Genomic DNA, 15,117 nt, shown 5'->3' on the forward strand with positions numbered 1-15,117 from the left:
TCAAAGCGCGGTGTCCGCCGCGTACTCCGCCCTCAGTTCATCCGCGACCCGCTTCGATGCCGGCGGTTTTACGGCCTTGGGCCGGGCCTTTGGCTTCACGGCCTTCTCGGCGGCGTCGGGGTGCGGCTCGTCCTGCGCCACCTCCTCCGGTTCCGGCTCTTCCGCCTCAGCAGCTCCTCGCGGACTGTCGAGCGGCGAGTCGAGACCCGCGTCGTCAGTGATCTCGGCCTGGTCCTCAAGCAGCTTCTCGAACGATGGGGACAACGGCTCCTTGGCCGCATCCGGCGTACCACCCGCGGTCGTATGCGCAATCAGCGCGAGTCGTGCGTCGGCCGGCGCCTTTCCAGCGGCCTTCAGCAGCTTCGAGCATGCCTTTGAAACGTCATCCAGCGTCGGCCTGTCCTCGGGAACGTGGGCGAGCATGGAGGCGATCAGTTGCTTGAGCCCTTCGGGCACACCGCTCAGATCCGGGCCGATGTCAGGATTCGCCACCTGCATGGCGACGGCTTCCCACACCGCACCGTCATACGGGTAGTGGCGAGCCGCCGCGTACAGCAGAACCGTGCCCAGCGCGTACACGTCCGCCGCCGGCGTCACCTTCGGATGCCCGCTCGCCTGCTCCGGCGGCATGCAGCGCACCGTCCCGATGATCATCCCGCTATGGGACAGGGACTCCTTCGCGGCATCCATGAACGCACCGAGTCCGAAGTCGATGATTATGGGGCCTTCTGTGCCCATGATGACGTTCTGGGGCTTCAGGTCCCGGTGGAGCAGCTCCGCATCGTGCACGGCGCTCAGCCCCTCGGCGAGCAACGCGCCGAGACTGGCAACCAGCGGCAAAGGGAGAACGCCGTCTTGGTCCACGCACGCCAGCAAGGTGCGTCCGGCCACGTACTCCATGGCCAGCCAGGGGCGGTCCGCGAACGGGTCGGCTTCCAGGAACCGCGCCACCCTGTTGGTACCGATCACGGTGCGCGCTATCAGCGCTTCCTTTTCGAAACGCGCTCGCGTGACGGGGTCCAGCTTGTCGCTCCGGATCAGCTTCACCGCCACCGGCTGACCACCCGGGGTGTAGGCGAGGTACACCTCCCCCATGCCGCCCGAGCCCAGCTCCTTGGCCACGGTGTACCGGCCGATCCGCTCGGGCGTCCCCGTCATCTGCTGCTCAGCACTCCTTACACGCACCCCTGCGCCCTCCGGTCCAGATTCGTGGGCGCCGATCAAGCCTAGTCGCTCGTTGTACGGGGCATGCAGGGTTCTGTTGTCTCTGCCGCTCTACCGTGGGGCATCCCGCCCCGGCGGCTGTCGACTGCCCCCTCAGCAGGTCATCACCCGCCCATGATCAGAGTTGGTTACCCCAATCCGCCAGGAGGGCGTCAGCGACGCCTTCCTCGTAGACAGCCGCCTGATGCTCCTGCATCGCATTACTCAAACGCGGGTCCCATGAAGTGTTACGGGCCTTTCCGGACAAGGCGACGTGGTCGTCTTCGGTCCGGAGCCCTTCCAGGTAATCCTCAGCACTCATCTTCCAGGGCTCAGCTCCATAGCGGCCGATGAGTTGATTGGTCATGTCGATTCCCGGCCAGTCGAAGTCCCCGTGGTAGAGGAGTCGGCCCCCGCCGTTGACGATCAAGCGGGCCAGTCGGTGGAAGGCCGTTGAAGGCCGGCCTTCGGCGCAGATCAACGGCGGGCTGTCTGCGCCGAGTTCTCCGGCGGCGCGGCGGAGGACAGCCGGGTTCTCACACACGTACACCAGCGGCAGGTGCACGGTGACGGGCAAGGTGACCAGCTGGTGAAGTGTGACGTGGAAGGGGGTGCCGTATCGAGCCGCGTCAGTGAGCCACTCCCCCAGCCCTCGACCAGCCGCCGGCAGATTGAGGACGAGGACGCGGCTGGCCAGGTCGTCGACGATGACGTCAAACGCGTCCCAGAGCTCGCGCCGGGCCTCGGCTCCTGCCTCGAGCGGAACTCCTCGTGCTGTTGCCAGCGCACGGAGTACGAGGGTCGGCAGCGAGCCTTGGCCAGGGTTGAGGGCCTTGGTGTTTCCCGTGGCGGCGTCGGCCAAGGCGGCCAGCATGACCGGGGGCGAACCGCTGGTGCGAGCATCGAGGTATTCCAGAACTCGGATGGCCTGGCTGAGGAGGCGTTCGTCCTTCTTATTGATCAGCCCAGTGATCGTCCCGTCAGAGGCAAGGCCGCTCAGCCACTCCTTGTACCAGGGGTTCTGGGCGTGAAGCGTGCTGGCCTCTCCCTCGGCCAACAGCTGCTGCCGGGCCTGATCAATGGCGCTCCGCTCGTCGGCTCGAAACCGCAGCGGAGGACCGAGTCGTTCCAAGAGCTCTCGGAGGGAAGCGCCGGTGACGTTGCGGACGTTCTGGTCCAGTGCCTCGAGTGGAAGAGAGACTCGGCGGACGTCCGCCGAGCGATACACGCCTGTGATGCCGATGATGGCGTTGCGCTCATCTGTCGTTGGATTCGTCAGGCCGATGGAGCCGGTGATCTCGCCTCCATTGCGTTCAAGAGAGCGCCGGGCGGCCCCAAGAAGGCGGCGGAACTCGGGGCCGCGATAGCGCTCGTATGCGTCGGGCGTCGGCAGGCTCATTGCTCCCCCTCGTTCTCGGTTTCCTCAATGCCGGTGTCCATCGGCTCTTCCTCAGGCACGTCGGTGAGCAACCCCGCGTGGGCTGGAACGTGGCGGCTTGGCCGGAAGTTGAGCAGCTCGGCGGCCAGATCTTCGGATCCGGGGTATCCGACGTCGTCGAGGATCTGTTCGCCGTCCCAGACCAGCAGCATGGCGGAGACAGTGTGAGATGCCTCGTCGTGCTTCATGTCGTAGTGCGAGATCTGCGGCACGTCGGGATAAGTGATCCACAGGTCGTAGCCGGTCATGAAGAGGTCGAGGTCGAACTTGGCCGTGAGGGCGAGCAAGTCGGGGCGGTACTTCTCGTCGATGCCGGCGAACGCCTCGTCGAGGGCGATCAGGCGTGGGCAGGTGGGGTAGGCGGAACTGTACTGGGCATGGGCGGCGGCGAAGAGTGGCAGGTGGATGGAGGCGGACTTCTCACCGCCGGACATCACACTGTGTTTGGCCTTGGTGAGAACTTCTCCTTTCTTCCTCTCCTCCTCACTCATGCCCGGGCGGAACAGCCGCAGTTCGAACTTGCGCCAGGATCGGTAGTCCAGGACTTCGGCGATCACGTGTTGGTAGCTCTGCTTCTTGTCTGCGGCGGCCTTGGTGCGGATCTGGCTGCGCAGGTGGGAGCGGAGTTCGGCCAAGCTCGCGGGGGCGAGTCCGGACGCGTCCTTCTCCAGCAGTTTGCTGACGGCCTTCTGGGAGTCGGTCAGGCTGTCGGAGGCGACCCAGTGGATGCCGACCGTCGTTCCGGACGACATCGGCCTGGCCCGGGTGTCGGCGTCCATGTTCCTGACCAAATCGCGGGCCGCAGTGGTGCGGCTGTGAATCTGCTCGGCGAGCCCGGTCAGCAAGCCGTCTTCAAGGACGGTGCGTTCCTTCTCCTCCAGCAATACCCGCTGGTCGGCGAGTTGTTCGGCCAATCGGCGCCCGAAGTCCGCCACTGGCGCCGGGCCTTCGCTGTCGGTAACCCGGGCCAAGATGATGTCGCCGGCCTGCTCCCACTCGAAGAGGTAGCCCTGATCGGATCCGAGCAGGGCGCCTTCCAACGTGGTGATGGCCGTGGAAATCTTTGTGGTGGCGGTCTTCAGGAGGCTCTCGGTGATACGGCGGCCCTGAGTGGCTTCATCGAGTGCGTCGACAAGGGAGATGACGGTCGCAGGGACGGCGCTGCGGGCTGCCTCGATGCCGGTGACCGAGGTGTCGTGGGCAGTCAGCATGTCCATGAGTCGCCGCACGGTCTCCTCGGCAGATGGCCACACTTCGCGCGGCACCCAGACGGTGTCCACCACTGTGTCGAGGAGGCCGAGCAGGTCCGGCCGGGCGTACGGCTCAAGGGTGAGGGTCGTTCGTAGCTGCTCACGCACGGCGGTCGTCAGGACGTCGCCGACGAACTCCAGAGTGTTCTTGGCCTTCATGAGCCGGTCGCGCTGGTCTTCGACGTCCTTCACCGCACGCCGGTGTGCCTTCTCTGCTTCCGCCAGCTGCCCCTCGGCCACCTTGATCTTCTGGAGGATCTCCCGGAGCGGTGCTTCAAGCGTCTCTTGCCTCGTACGTAGCCGCTCTTCCAGGACGGCGAAAGCATCCTTGCGTGTCTGCAGCTGCTCGGCCTCCTCGGCGTAGGTCTGCGCCTGCCCTTCGATAATCTCTTTGCGGCCCGCGAGGTCCTTCTCGGCCTCATCGATCTGTTCTCGGCATACCGCAAGCTCCTTACCGGCAGCGCCGAAATCGGTGACGGCCTGGGCGACGTTTTTCAGTTCCTCACGGGTCGTAGGAAGCCGCGCGGCTGTGGCGGCTTGTCTCAACAGCCGCTTCTTCTCGTGTGCACGGGCAACAGCACCATCAAGGTCTTTGCGAGTCTTCTCAAGGCGACGGCGAGCTCCGGCGAGATTGCCGGCGATCACCGCCACGTCGCGTGCCGCTTCGTCGATCATCTGGGTGCTGGGGAGCTGGCAGCGCGCGCGGTCGAAGTCGTCGAACACCTCCTGGGCGTCCTGCCGTTGACCCTCGGCATCTGTGAGCTGGGTCTCCAGCACGGTGATGGCCCCATCGAGGCGGCTCAGCCGCTCACGTCGGCGTGCAGCCCGTGCAGTGGCTCCGATGTACTCCGGCTGTTCCTTGGGATGGGCACCGACCTGAACGCCCAGGGAGAAATGCGACCCGACGGTGATGTAAGGGGCGCTATCCGTGTCGATGTCTCTGTCGGCTGTCGGAGCTTCGTCCGTGACCCCGATGGAAGCGAGGACGGCTTGCACACCTTCGGGGCTCACATGTTCCTGGTCTTCGACAACCAGGATGTCGGCCAGTGTGCTCCCGGTGGGCCGTTGTGTGACGGGCAGTGGACGCAGATAGGCGTCGGCGACCTTATCGCGCAGTGCCTGGTCGGTGGCCTCCGAGCCGGGGTGCAGCCATGCGGTGAGCAACCCGGCCGCGTACAGGGCGCCTTCCACCGCGGCAGCGTGGTCATCGGAAATGTGATCGGCGAACCGTACGAGCTGCCACAGCGGAGCGCCTGGCCTTCCCTCTCTATTGGCGGGTCGCAGGTCGCTGAGCGGAGGTGCCTCGTCTTCTTCAGCCGCCACCCTGTCTCGCTCGCTTCGCGTCTTGTGCAGGGCGTCCGAGATGTCGCCGTACTGCCTCTTGAGCGTTTCGACGCGGGTGAGGGCAGCAGTTCGGCGCTGATCAGTGAGAGCGCGGAAGACCTCAGGCAGCGGGGTCGCTGCCGGCTCTCCTGCCGCGGCCAAAGCAGCGAGCAAGGGTGCACGGTCGGCGGGGCAGAGAACCGCGGCTTCGCCGTCGCCGGTCCAGCGAGCGATGACTTGGTCGAGATCCTGGGCGGCCTCTGCGCGCGCCTGGCTGAGCTGATCGGCGGCGGCAGCTGACTTCTGCTCGGTCTCCGTGAGTTCAGCAGCTGCGATATCCACACGTTTTTGCTCGCGGCCCTGATCCTCCATAGCCTGCTCGACCGCGGTGAGATGGTGGCGCACATCTTCGAGTTCGGTTTCGCGTGCGGTCGTGTAGCCGACGACGTGCGTCTGGAACGCGGTATCGAAGTTCAGTGCGTCCTCTTCGAGGAGGATGCCGGAGCGGCGTGCCGCGTCCAAGAGGTCTCGGGTGTGCCGTGATGCGGCTGCGTTGAGTTTCTCGCACCGCTCGCCGACCTTCTCTGCCTCACCCTTGAGAGTGGCCAGGTGCCCCCAAGCGCCGTTGAGGAGGCGGTCGCTGTCTTTGATGCCCTGGTTCTCGTCGCGCACTCGGTCACGTAGCTCGTCGAGGTCCTTCTGCTGCGTAACGGCGTCATGATTCCTGAGGGTGGCGAGACGTGTGCCGATCTCTTTGCGCTGCCGTTCACCGGTGTCCCGGCGTTGTCGTGCCTCAGCCAGTTGCCCGTCGGCGGTGCGCCGTTCCTCCGCTGCCTGAAGGATCTTGGCGCACTCGTCGGCCGTGGCCTGTGTGCGCTCCTTGACCTGGTCTACGCGGTCTCGGGCGTGGACTTGCAGGTAACTGGTGTACTCACGCAGGAAGTTCTGTACGGCTGTGTCGGCCCCGGCCAAGGCATTGAGGAGCGCCTGGATCTCTGCGAGGTTCTCGAAGTCCCGGGCGGCTTGCTTGATCAGGTCTTCGTCGACGGGGCGCAGACCCGCGGTGAGGGTGTCGGACACCTTGGCCGGATCCAGGTCCTTGGCCAGGAGAGGGCGCCGCAACTGGAGCAGCAGGTTGATCAGTTGGCTGTAGCGCTCGCGTCCAAGGCCGAACAGCCGGTCGTCGATGGCATCGCGGTATGCCTCTGCCGTCTCGTACGTGGCATCCTCGCCCAGCATTTTCGCCAGTGCCTTTTCCCGCAGTGGCCGCGAAGCATCGTCCAGGAGACCAAAGTCGAGGCCCATGCGGCCATCGGTGACGAAGTAGAAGCGGGCCGGCGAGGGCATCGCTTTCGTCACTCGCATGCCGATGCCAGCGGTAACAGCCTCGATGACCTTGCCGTCGGGGGCAGTGCGGGCGAATTCCATCCATACATAGCCGTATGCGGACTCCTGCTTCTTGTAGAGCAGGTTCGATTTCATGGTCCGTTCCTCGCCACTGAACGGATCCAGCCGTCGTGCGTCTAGGACGCCGTCCAGCACGAGGGGGAAGAGCACCTCCAGGGCCTTGGTCTTGCCGGATCCGTTGTGCCCGCGAAGCACCAGGCGACCGTCGGCGAAGACGAACTCCTCGTCGATGTAGTCCCACAGGCCGATCACCCCCGCACGCGTGGGCTTGAATCGGGCCTCCGGATACTCGGCGTTGCGGGGATGCGGGATGAGCGTCATCGAGAGGTGTCCTCAAGGGGGAAGTCGAGGGCGAACTGACCTTCGTACGCAGGTCGAGGCAGCACGGCGGTGATATTGCGGTAACGCGCCGCGGCAGGGCACACCAGGATTCCCCCAGGGACGAGGTGCACCAGGCGCAGGTCTGCCAGCAGAGAGAGGGCCTCGGCCAGGAGCCCTCCTGGATCGCCCTGCCATTTGTTGGTGAACGAGGACGGACCGAACTCCTCGTACAGCTCGGTGATCATCTGCTCCAGCACGCCTTGCTCAACGAACGGCAGGCCCGCCCGCTGTTCGGCTGCGTCGGCTTCCGTTCCTGGTCCGTGCGTCCCTTGGCCGTTGTCTGTCTGCGGGTCATGAGCGAGGGCTTCGAGCGTGCCGGCCTCGGGCAGGGCCATGTCGATGCGACTCAGCAGGTCCGCGTGTTCTTCTCGCGGGTCAGGTGGGAGAAGGCGCTGCAGGCTGTCGGAACGGTCGGGGTCTTCCTGCAGGTCCGCGATCTTCGCCAGTATCAGACCGGCGGTCCGGTTGACTGCTCCTCCTCGCCCCGGGAAACGCTTGTCCGTGAAGCGCCCCGTGGTGTCGACAAGCATGATCCCCTCAGCCCGGCGCTCGACGGGCAGACCGGTCAGACGTGCGATGTCCTCGGCCAGAGTGGGCTGGCGCAGCGCGATCGCGGTTTCCGGGTCGATGCCGGCGAAGTAGACCACCGGGTGCTCGATGAGCATCCGTCGGGCCCGCTGGGCAGCCAGACGCCGACGCGGGTCCCGCCCGGTGCCCGCGGTCGGGGTGTCCAGCAGACCGGCGGCGCTCGTCAGGTGCTGCAGGGGCCTGTTGGGCTTGAAGAGGGCTGCGCAGGCGTCGTGGTCGATGTCGAACAGCGCGTCCCCACGATCGTGGTCGCGGGCCCAGTCCTCGGTGGAACCGTCGGAAATCCGCAGCGCCCCTCGGTCGACCAGCCAGTCCATCACGTCAACGACCGCGTCCTTGTGGCCCGCTGCCGTCGCGTCGAAGCCGAGATGCTCGATGGCGTTGGCGTACGGAGCAAGGAACTTGACGAGATCGGCGAGGGTGATCTCTATCCGCGACCGGTTCAAGCACGCCAGGACCAGACACAGGTATGCGAGCCGCCGCCGGTCGAAGGGCTTCTTACTCTTCACCGTGAGAAACGCCTGGCTCTCGTCGAAGGCATCCAGCCGCCGCAGGAGGCGAGCATGACGGGCGCTCGTGGACAGCGTGTATCCGAACAGGTCCCGGAAGTCCTTCGTCAGTTCGTCGGCCCACTGCAGGACCGACGCAAGCGCCTTGGTCCGGGGGTAGGTCTCGGTGACCACGCTGTGCAACAACATGAGCCGGGCCGCCTGCTGGTACGAGCTGAGGTCCGCGGGCTCCACGGATGCGGCTACGCGATGGGCAGGCATCAGGGCGCCTCCGATCCGAGACGGCGACGCATCGCACCGTGGGGCTTGATCTCCAGGGCGAAACCGGGCAGGTGCAGCGTGCCGGTTTCGGTCCGCACGCGACTCCCGTGTTCACTGGGCACGAGACGCAGCGTCAGCACATCGCTGCTGCCGGTGCCTGAGCGCAGACGTCCCGCGACGACCGTTCGCGCCTCCAGGGCGCGGGTCAGCAGCTTGAGCACGGCGCGAGTCTCCGCCTGGTTCAGTACTCGATCATGAGGTCCGTGCTCCAGGAGCGTTTCCGCCGCGCTCCGTTCCGCGGCCCGCTCTGCCAGTTGCGCCTCGCGCAGGCGGGCGTGCGCGCCCCGGGACTTCCGCACCGGCTGCGGACCTCCCTGCGCCGGCCTTTTACCGTGCTTGAAGAGGCTGACGCTGATCTCCACACCCGGCGCCTCCCACCACGTCGAACGCGGCGAGATCTGGTCGTCATCGTCGTGGGCGCCCGAAAGATGCCGTACGGAGCGTAGATCGAAAGCAGCGGCGACCAGAGCGTTCGCCGCTTGCTCATCCGGTGCCGCGGCAGCCCACGCGGCCAGATGCCGCAGCTGAGTAGTGCGGCTCACGCCGCCTCTGCGTGACTCCGTGACCTGCCTCAGCAGGGCGATGACCCCAGAGATCGCGGTGCGAGTGGCGCCCTGCAACTGATCCGCCCTGGACCCGCCCGTGCCATCGGCCAAGAACCACTGCCGCAGCCCCATCCAGCGCCGCCGCCAGTCCTCCAGCCGTACAGCCGGGCGCATCATGGGCCGTTCGTCCGCTGCGGCCGCCCGCTCCAGCAGCGTCTCCACCCCGGTGTCCTCCACCTCATGCACAGCCTCAGCCAGGCGGGGCGCATAGCGTTCCAGTTCGGCCGTGAACTCGCTCATGTGGGCCAGCAGTGCATGCTTGTAGCGGAGGAACGTCTCGGGGGAGATGTCCGTCGTACGGACTACGTCGTTGAGCGTCAAATAGAAGCGCGCTGCCCGTTGAGTCATGTCCTCCAGCACGCTGTCGAGCCGGGTGAGCTTGCGGTAGACCTCGTCCTGGTCGGCCTGCCGGTTCGCGGTGGCCAGGGCCTTGAAGTCCGCCAGGATGTCGGCGAAGACCAGACGCGACAGGTTTGCGTCTTGGACCCGCGACCCGATGACCTCTTCCACCGCGCAGTAGACGCGGTAGCCGATCTCCGTGAACTGGTACACCGACTGGCGGTTGCGGTAGGCGGCCAGATTCCCGCACCGCGTCGCATCCTCCACCTTGTAGAGGACCTGTTCATCCTCGGCCGCGAGGTTGTCGAGCATGGCCCGCAGGTTCAGGTCCGCAGCGCTCGGCACCTCGTCGTGCGCTGCCGCAAGTTCGCTCAAGGCCTTCGCCACGTCATCGGTGTGGACCTGAACCTGGTGCACAGCCCGCAGCACATTCATCGCCCGGAGCACCCACAGGTACGCGACGTGGTTATCACGCTGGGTGAAGTTGAACAGTCTGAGCCGGTCGCCCACCGTCAACGAATCTAAATCGAACGACTCTGCGATTCCCGAGTCATCACGCTGCAGCACTTACACCGCCCCTCGTTCACATCTACTGCTCCTACCCTGACAGTTGCCACTGACAATCACGCCTGAGTGCCCGGAACAGGTCGTCCCTGAAGCCGCTCAACGGCCATGCCGTCAGGCAGCTATCGCCCGAGAAGCCACTTTTGGATCAGGTGAGTTGATAGTCGCTGGGCTGATAGAGCCCGCAATAACTGGCCAGAATCCGCTCGGTGGCCGGCACGGCTACGGACGGCAGCGGAAAGAAGCACAGCACTGAGCTCCAGGTTCGCCGGATCGCGTCAGCAGTTGCAAGCGGGAAGCCCTCACGCTGCGAGCGCTCAGCCCGTGGAAACCGTGGCCTTTCCGCGGCAGATCGCACGGGGGCGGTCACCGTCACGATGCGTACGGTCGCCACCTCGCCGGCGACCGGAAGGCCAGACGGGACATCCTCCAGGCTGCATGTCGGACCACCCCGCCGCAGCCATCAGGTCCTGAGCCCCACTGGAATATATGCCCTCTGGTTTCGATTGTTCGTTCGCAGCGATCGGAGCAGAGCCGGGGAGACACGTGAGCGACCTGAAGGTCTTCAGGGTGAGGGGCAGGCAGGCTACCGAGATACCCGGAGCGTCCGTGGGTGTGGAACGCGATCTGCAGACTCTCATCGAGGCCAACATGGAAGCGATGCTCGGTATCCGCTTTCTGGTGACCGAGTACCGCACCGGTCGTCACCGGGGCCGGATCGACTCGCTGGGCCTGGATGAGAGCGGGACGCCGGTAATCGTGGAGTACAAGCGCTCGCGCGACCAGAATGTCGTGAACCAGGCGCTCTCGTACCTGTCGTGGCTGCACGATCACCACCACGAGTTCGAGAGCCTGGTCAGGGAGAAGTTCGGTGCCAGGGCGGCTGAGGAGATCGACTGGAGTAATCCCCGAATCGTCTGCATCGCCGGATCGTTCACGCACCACGACACTGTCGCCATCGAGATGATCGGCCGCCGGATCGACCTGGTGAGCTACCGCGTGTTCGACGACGTGCTCACGCTTCAGCTCGTCGCTTCGGTTGCTGGCGCCTCCGCTACGGCGCGGGGAAGAGCCTCGAAAACGCACCGCCCCGCCGGACCGGTCTCTGCGAAGTCGGTGCAGCAGTACCTCGACGCGTGCCCGCAGAACCTGAAGGACCTGTATGCGGATCTCGACGAGCTTCTCCTCTCCTACAGCGACGTGCAGAAGGAGACTCAGGCCCACTACATCGCGTACAGGCGCATCAAAAATGTCGCCACGGTGCGTTTTCAGCCTCGCAACAGGGTGCTCGTCGTCAATCTGAAGCTGGATCCCGACACGGTGGAGTTGCAGGACGGCTTTTCGCGGGATGTCCGCGGGTTGGGGTGCCTCGGTATCCGGGACGGCGTCGAAGTGCGGATCGGATCGCGTGAGGATCTCGATCGGGCGAGTGGCCTGTTCCAGCGGAGCATCGAAGTCTCCTGATTCCCACAGCCAAGGGCTGTTGCGTCACACGAACCCGGTGACGCAACAGCCCTTTCTTGTGTTCTGCCCCCAGTGACGGGCTCCTCGCTCTCACTCCTCAGGCCCGGCGAGCTCGAAGTCGTCCTGTGTCAGAGCGTTGTGGAGGCGCTCCTCTGCGATGTCGGCATAGTGCTCGGAGAGTTCGACGCCTATGAACTGGCGGCCCTCGCGCAAGGCGGCGACGCCGGTCGTCCCGGACCCGGTGAAGGGGTCGAGGACCGTTCCGCCCGGCGGGCAGATCTTCACCAACTCCTGCATCACTTCCACGGGCTTCTGCGTGATGTGCACGCGGTCCTTCCGGGGCTGGCTCGCTGTGTAGAGGCCAGGCAGGTAGACAGGGTTGCGGTTGGCGTCGACGGGCCCCTTGGTTCCCCACACGATGTACTCGCACGACTGCTTGAGTCGGCCCTTCTGCGGCCGGGATACCGGCTTGTGCCACGAGGCGATCCCGCGCCAGGTCCACCCGGCGGCCTGGAGCGCGTCCGTCGTCGTCGGCAACTGCCGCCAGTCCGTGAAGACGAGCGCGCTGCCGGACTCAACCGTGGCGCGATAAGACTCGGTGAGCAGGAGGGTGAGCCAGAAGCCGTACGAGCGCTGGTCTCGGTTCTCTCCGGGGAAGTTGGCGAGGTCGTGCTCGGCGTCGGCCGAGGTGTACTTCGCGCGTGCGGAGCGGCCGGTGCGCTCGCTACTCGTTCGACCGCCGCTGTTGTAGGGCGGGTCGGTGATCACGGCATCGACGCTGTTGTCGGGGATGCCGGCGAGGGCGGTCAGCGCGTCGCCTCGGTGCAGGGTGTACGGCATTGCGCGGTTCTCTCTTTCAGGGGGCGGTCGTGCGCCCATTTCTCCGTTCGCGGAGGGATGCGCACGTCGGCATGGGTCGCTCCGCGGAACTGCGAAAGCAGTCGCCGTGGCGAGCAATGCGCTGGAGGTTAACCCCGAATTCCGGCCGCACCCAATGAAGCAGATCTCGGCTCAGCGCCCCGAAACCGCCCGAGGCACGGGTCGTTTGGTGCGGCCGGATTTCGTCCCTACAGTCTCGCCGTGTTCGCAGGACGGAACCTGGTTACGCCCCTGCTGAGCTGTGTCTACGCGTGCCGTTCCGTCCAAGGACAGCGTGCCTGGCACCCCACCGACTGGCTTCCTAATCGGCGAAGGGGACTCCCCATGTGGCGAGTGAGATTACGAGCGCGGCTGGCTGCCGCTTCCAGTAAGGGGCCAGCGGCCGGGAGTTAGCAGCTCCCGGCCCTGGTTTCCCTGCCTCCCTCAGGGATCGCGAATTCATAACCGGCGCGGTGCCGGTGGCCTTTTCGACGAGAACGCCTGCGCCGCGCTGCCTACGAGTAAGGAGCTGCCGATGCAGCATGCCCAGGCGCGCCCCTCCCCGGGGCCAAGTTCTCTGTCCTGCGGTTCGGCGTTCGGCCCGCGTCCGTGAAGAAGGTCGTTGCCATAGCAGGGGCCGTGGCGCTCGGCCCGACGTTGTTGATAGCGCCGGTCGCTGTCGCTCTCGCTGGTTCCAGCAGTGCCCAGGCCTCCTGTTCTGCGGGTGGCGCACAGGCTGCGGACAGCGCGGCGGTCGCGAAGCTGGTGAAGTCGATCCTCAAGGGCGGCGGCAAGGGGTCCGTGTCCGTTTCGGGGCTGGATGACCCGGAGGAGCAGATACCGAACGCCGAGACGATCCAGGCCACCGGCGTCGCGATGAACGTGCCGGCGCGGGGGCAGATCGTTGCCCTGGCCACGGCTCTGCAGGAGTCGGGGCTGCGGAATCTGGATTACGGCGATCGGGATTCGCTCGGCCTCTTCCAGCAGCGTCCCAGCCAAGGTTGGGGTACGGCTGCCGAGGTTCGTGATCCGGTGCACGCCTCGACGAAATTCTACGAGGGCCTGCTCAAGGTCTCGGGCTGGCAGTCGATGACCATCGCCCAGGCCGCGCAGGCGGTCCAGAAGAGCGGCTTTCCCGACGCGTACGCGAAGTGGGAGCCGCTGGCCACAGCCCTCCAGAAAGCCATCGCCAAGTCGCTCGGCCAGAACGGAAGTTCCGGCAAGGACAGCGACACCGGTGGTGAGAGCCAGCAGGCAACCTCCTCGGCCGTTGCCGGGTGCGGCACCGGCGAGGACGGGTCCTCGTTCGGCCCGATTCCCGCAGGGTCCGTCCCAGAGGGCTACGAGATCCCGGCGAGTGCGCCCAAGTCAGTGCGTACCGCGATCCGTTGGGGCCTTGGTCAGCTCGGTACGCCGTATCAGTGGGGTGGTACGTGTTCCGCTCCGCACGGCCAGGACCCGATGGGCCGGTGTGACTGCTCGTCCCTGATGCAGGCGTCGTACAAGGCCGGCGGTGTCTCGATCTCCCGCACGACGTACACGCAGGTCAAGGAGGGCAAGGCGGTCAGCGTCGACGCCCTCAAGCCGGGTGACCTCCTGTTCACCCGCGGCACGGCCAAAGTGCCGGAACACGTCGGGATGTTCATCGGCCAGGGGTTGATCCTGCAGGCCCCCAAAACCGGTGACGTGGTCAAGATCTCGACCCTCGCCGACTGGCGTGCAGACATCCTCGCCGCCCGCCGAGTCGTCTGACCGGCCTCTTCTCCCCTCCCCTCGCTCCATCTCCCCTCGGGCCCTCGCGTGCCCAAAATCGCACTGGAGTTCCAAATGAAGCTCATGCAGCACGCCCAGTACCTGGCGTACAACCCCGGCATCACTCCGAAGGAGGGCGGTCTCCCCGGCCTCAGCGTGCTGAAGAACGTCATCTCCTCGATCAACCTCTTCGGGATCATCGCCGTGGTCGGCGCCCTGGCCATCTCCGCCATCGTCTGGGCGTGGGGCCATCACAGCGGCGGCCACCAGGCTGAGGCGAACGGGAAGAAGGGCACAGTCATCGCCGCCGGGTGCGCACTGCTGCTCGGCGCGGCCAACGGCATCGTCGCGTTCTTCTCAGCGATGGGGACGCAGGTTCACTGATGCCGAAGAAACGTTCCCTCAATGCTCAGGAGCGCACGTACGGGGCACCCGCATCGGTCCTGCGACGTGCCCTGATGGGCGGACTCGCCCTCGCCGTGATGCTGGCCGTAGCCGGTCTCCTCGCGTATCTGACCCGCGCGGAGAGCCCCGCCTCGGCGAAGCCCTCCCCGACTCCGGAGTCCACGCCGCGGGCGGCTTCGCCGGAAGCGACCGACGGCAAGCGTGGGGCCGTCGCGTCACCGCCCCGGACGAGCGATCCGATCGCCTTCGCCAAGACGGCCACCAAGGTCCTGTGGACGTACGACACCCGTTCCTTCTCCCGGGCCGAGCATGTCGCAGGGCTCAAGCGGTGGATGACCGACGAGAAGAAGTACGCCGACTGGGAGTCCGTCTCCGATCAGGTGCCCAGCCCGGTGCTGTGGTCGCGGATGCACGACAACCGCCAGCACGCGACCGCGAAGGTCGGCGAGGGCCACTTCCCGCAGGCGTTCAAGACCGCCCTGGCCCAGGACCCCGGCGCGATCACCGAGGCGTACGTCTACGCCGTCACGGTCACCGGCAAGCAGGCCATCGCCTGGAAGGGCTCCGGAGCCGGAGCCGAGTCCCGCTCCACGACGCTCGCCGTCCAGTGCCGCCCCGACCAGGCCTGTGCCCTGGTCGGCGTGCTGCCCAGCGTCGCGCCCTGATCGCCCCCAATCCCCGAACGGAGGTGCCCTCATGGGGGCATGTGA

The 15,117-nt window shown here is 66.1% G+C and carries 10 protein-coding genes; 4 read left to right on the top strand and 6 right to left on the bottom strand.

What is annotated here, in order from left to right:
* The 5 genes from OG219_RS04685 to OG219_RS04705 form a co-directional block, all read right to left on the bottom strand.
* Positions 1-1,158, bottom strand: coding sequence for a serine/threonine-protein kinase (locus OG219_RS04685; RefSeq protein WP_266823145.1), 1,158 nt, complete (start codon positions 1,156-1,158; stop codon positions 1-3).
* A gap of 184 nt (positions 1,159-1,342) precedes the next feature.
* Positions 1,343-2,602 carry a TIGR02679 family protein gene (locus OG219_RS04690; RefSeq protein WP_266823147.1) on the bottom strand — a complete coding sequence of 420 codons (1,260 nt, stop codon included), beginning with the start codon at positions 2,600-2,602 and terminating at the stop codon, positions 1,343-1,345.
* Positions 2,599-6,942, bottom strand: a complete 4,344-nt coding sequence (locus OG219_RS04695) for a TIGR02680 family protein (RefSeq protein ID WP_266823149.1) — start codon at positions 6,940-6,942, stop codon at positions 2,599-2,601. Before OG219_RS04695 ends, OG219_RS04690 begins: the two co-directional genes overlap by 4 nt.
* Positions 6,939-8,360, bottom strand: a complete 1,422-nt coding sequence (locus OG219_RS04700) for a DUF2398 family protein (RefSeq protein WP_266823151.1) — start codon at positions 8,358-8,360, stop codon at positions 6,939-6,941. Before OG219_RS04700 ends, OG219_RS04695 begins: the two co-directional genes overlap by 4 nt.
* Positions 8,360-9,931: a TIGR02677 family protein gene (locus OG219_RS04705; protein ID WP_266823153.1), complete on the bottom strand. Its 1,572-nt coding sequence runs from the start codon at positions 9,929-9,931 to the stop codon at positions 8,360-8,362. The genes OG219_RS04700 and OG219_RS04705 overlap by 1 nt, the downstream gene beginning before the upstream one ends.
* A gap of 543 nt (positions 9,932-10,474) precedes the next feature.
* Between OG219_RS04705 and OG219_RS04710 the strand changes: the two genes are divergently transcribed.
* The gene (locus tag OG219_RS04710; RefSeq protein WP_266823155.1) at positions 10,475-11,392 is read left to right on the top strand and encodes a DUF5655 domain-containing protein; all 918 of its coding nucleotides are present in this window, start codon (positions 10,475-10,477) and stop codon (positions 11,390-11,392) included.
* A 90-nt stretch (positions 11,393-11,482) separates the two neighbouring features.
* Here the strand turns inward: OG219_RS04710 and OG219_RS04715 are convergent, their stop codons facing one another.
* On the bottom strand, positions 11,483-12,232 hold the full coding sequence (locus tag OG219_RS04715) for a site-specific DNA-methyltransferase (protein WP_266823157.1): 750 nt from the start codon (positions 12,230-12,232) through the stop codon (positions 11,483-11,485).
* Between the two features lie 627 nt (positions 12,233-12,859).
* Here OG219_RS04715 and OG219_RS04720 point away from each other — a divergent pair.
* The 3 genes from OG219_RS04720 to OG219_RS04730 all read left to right on the top strand — a co-directional run bounded on the left by OG219_RS04720 (position 12,860) and on the right by OG219_RS04730 (position 15,072).
* On the top strand, positions 12,860-14,002 hold the full coding sequence (locus OG219_RS04720) for a C40 family peptidase (RefSeq protein WP_266823159.1): 1,143 nt from the start codon (positions 12,860-12,862) through the stop codon (positions 14,000-14,002).
* A gap of 75 nt (positions 14,003-14,077) precedes the next feature.
* Complete coding sequence (locus OG219_RS04725; protein ID WP_266823161.1) at positions 14,078-14,386, top strand: DUF6112 family protein; 309 nt, start codon at positions 14,078-14,080, stop codon at positions 14,384-14,386.
* Positions 14,386-15,072 carry a hypothetical protein gene (locus tag OG219_RS04730; protein WP_266823163.1) on the top strand — a complete coding sequence of 229 codons (687 nt, stop codon included), beginning with the start codon at positions 14,386-14,388 and terminating at the stop codon, positions 15,070-15,072. Before OG219_RS04725 ends, OG219_RS04730 begins: the two co-directional genes overlap by 1 nt.
* Positions 15,073-15,117: the final 45 nt, after the last annotated feature.

It is taken from the genome of Streptomyces sp. NBC_00038 (genome assembly GCF_026343635.1).
Lineage (GTDB): Bacteria > Actinomycetota > Actinomycetes > Streptomycetales > Streptomycetaceae > Streptomyces.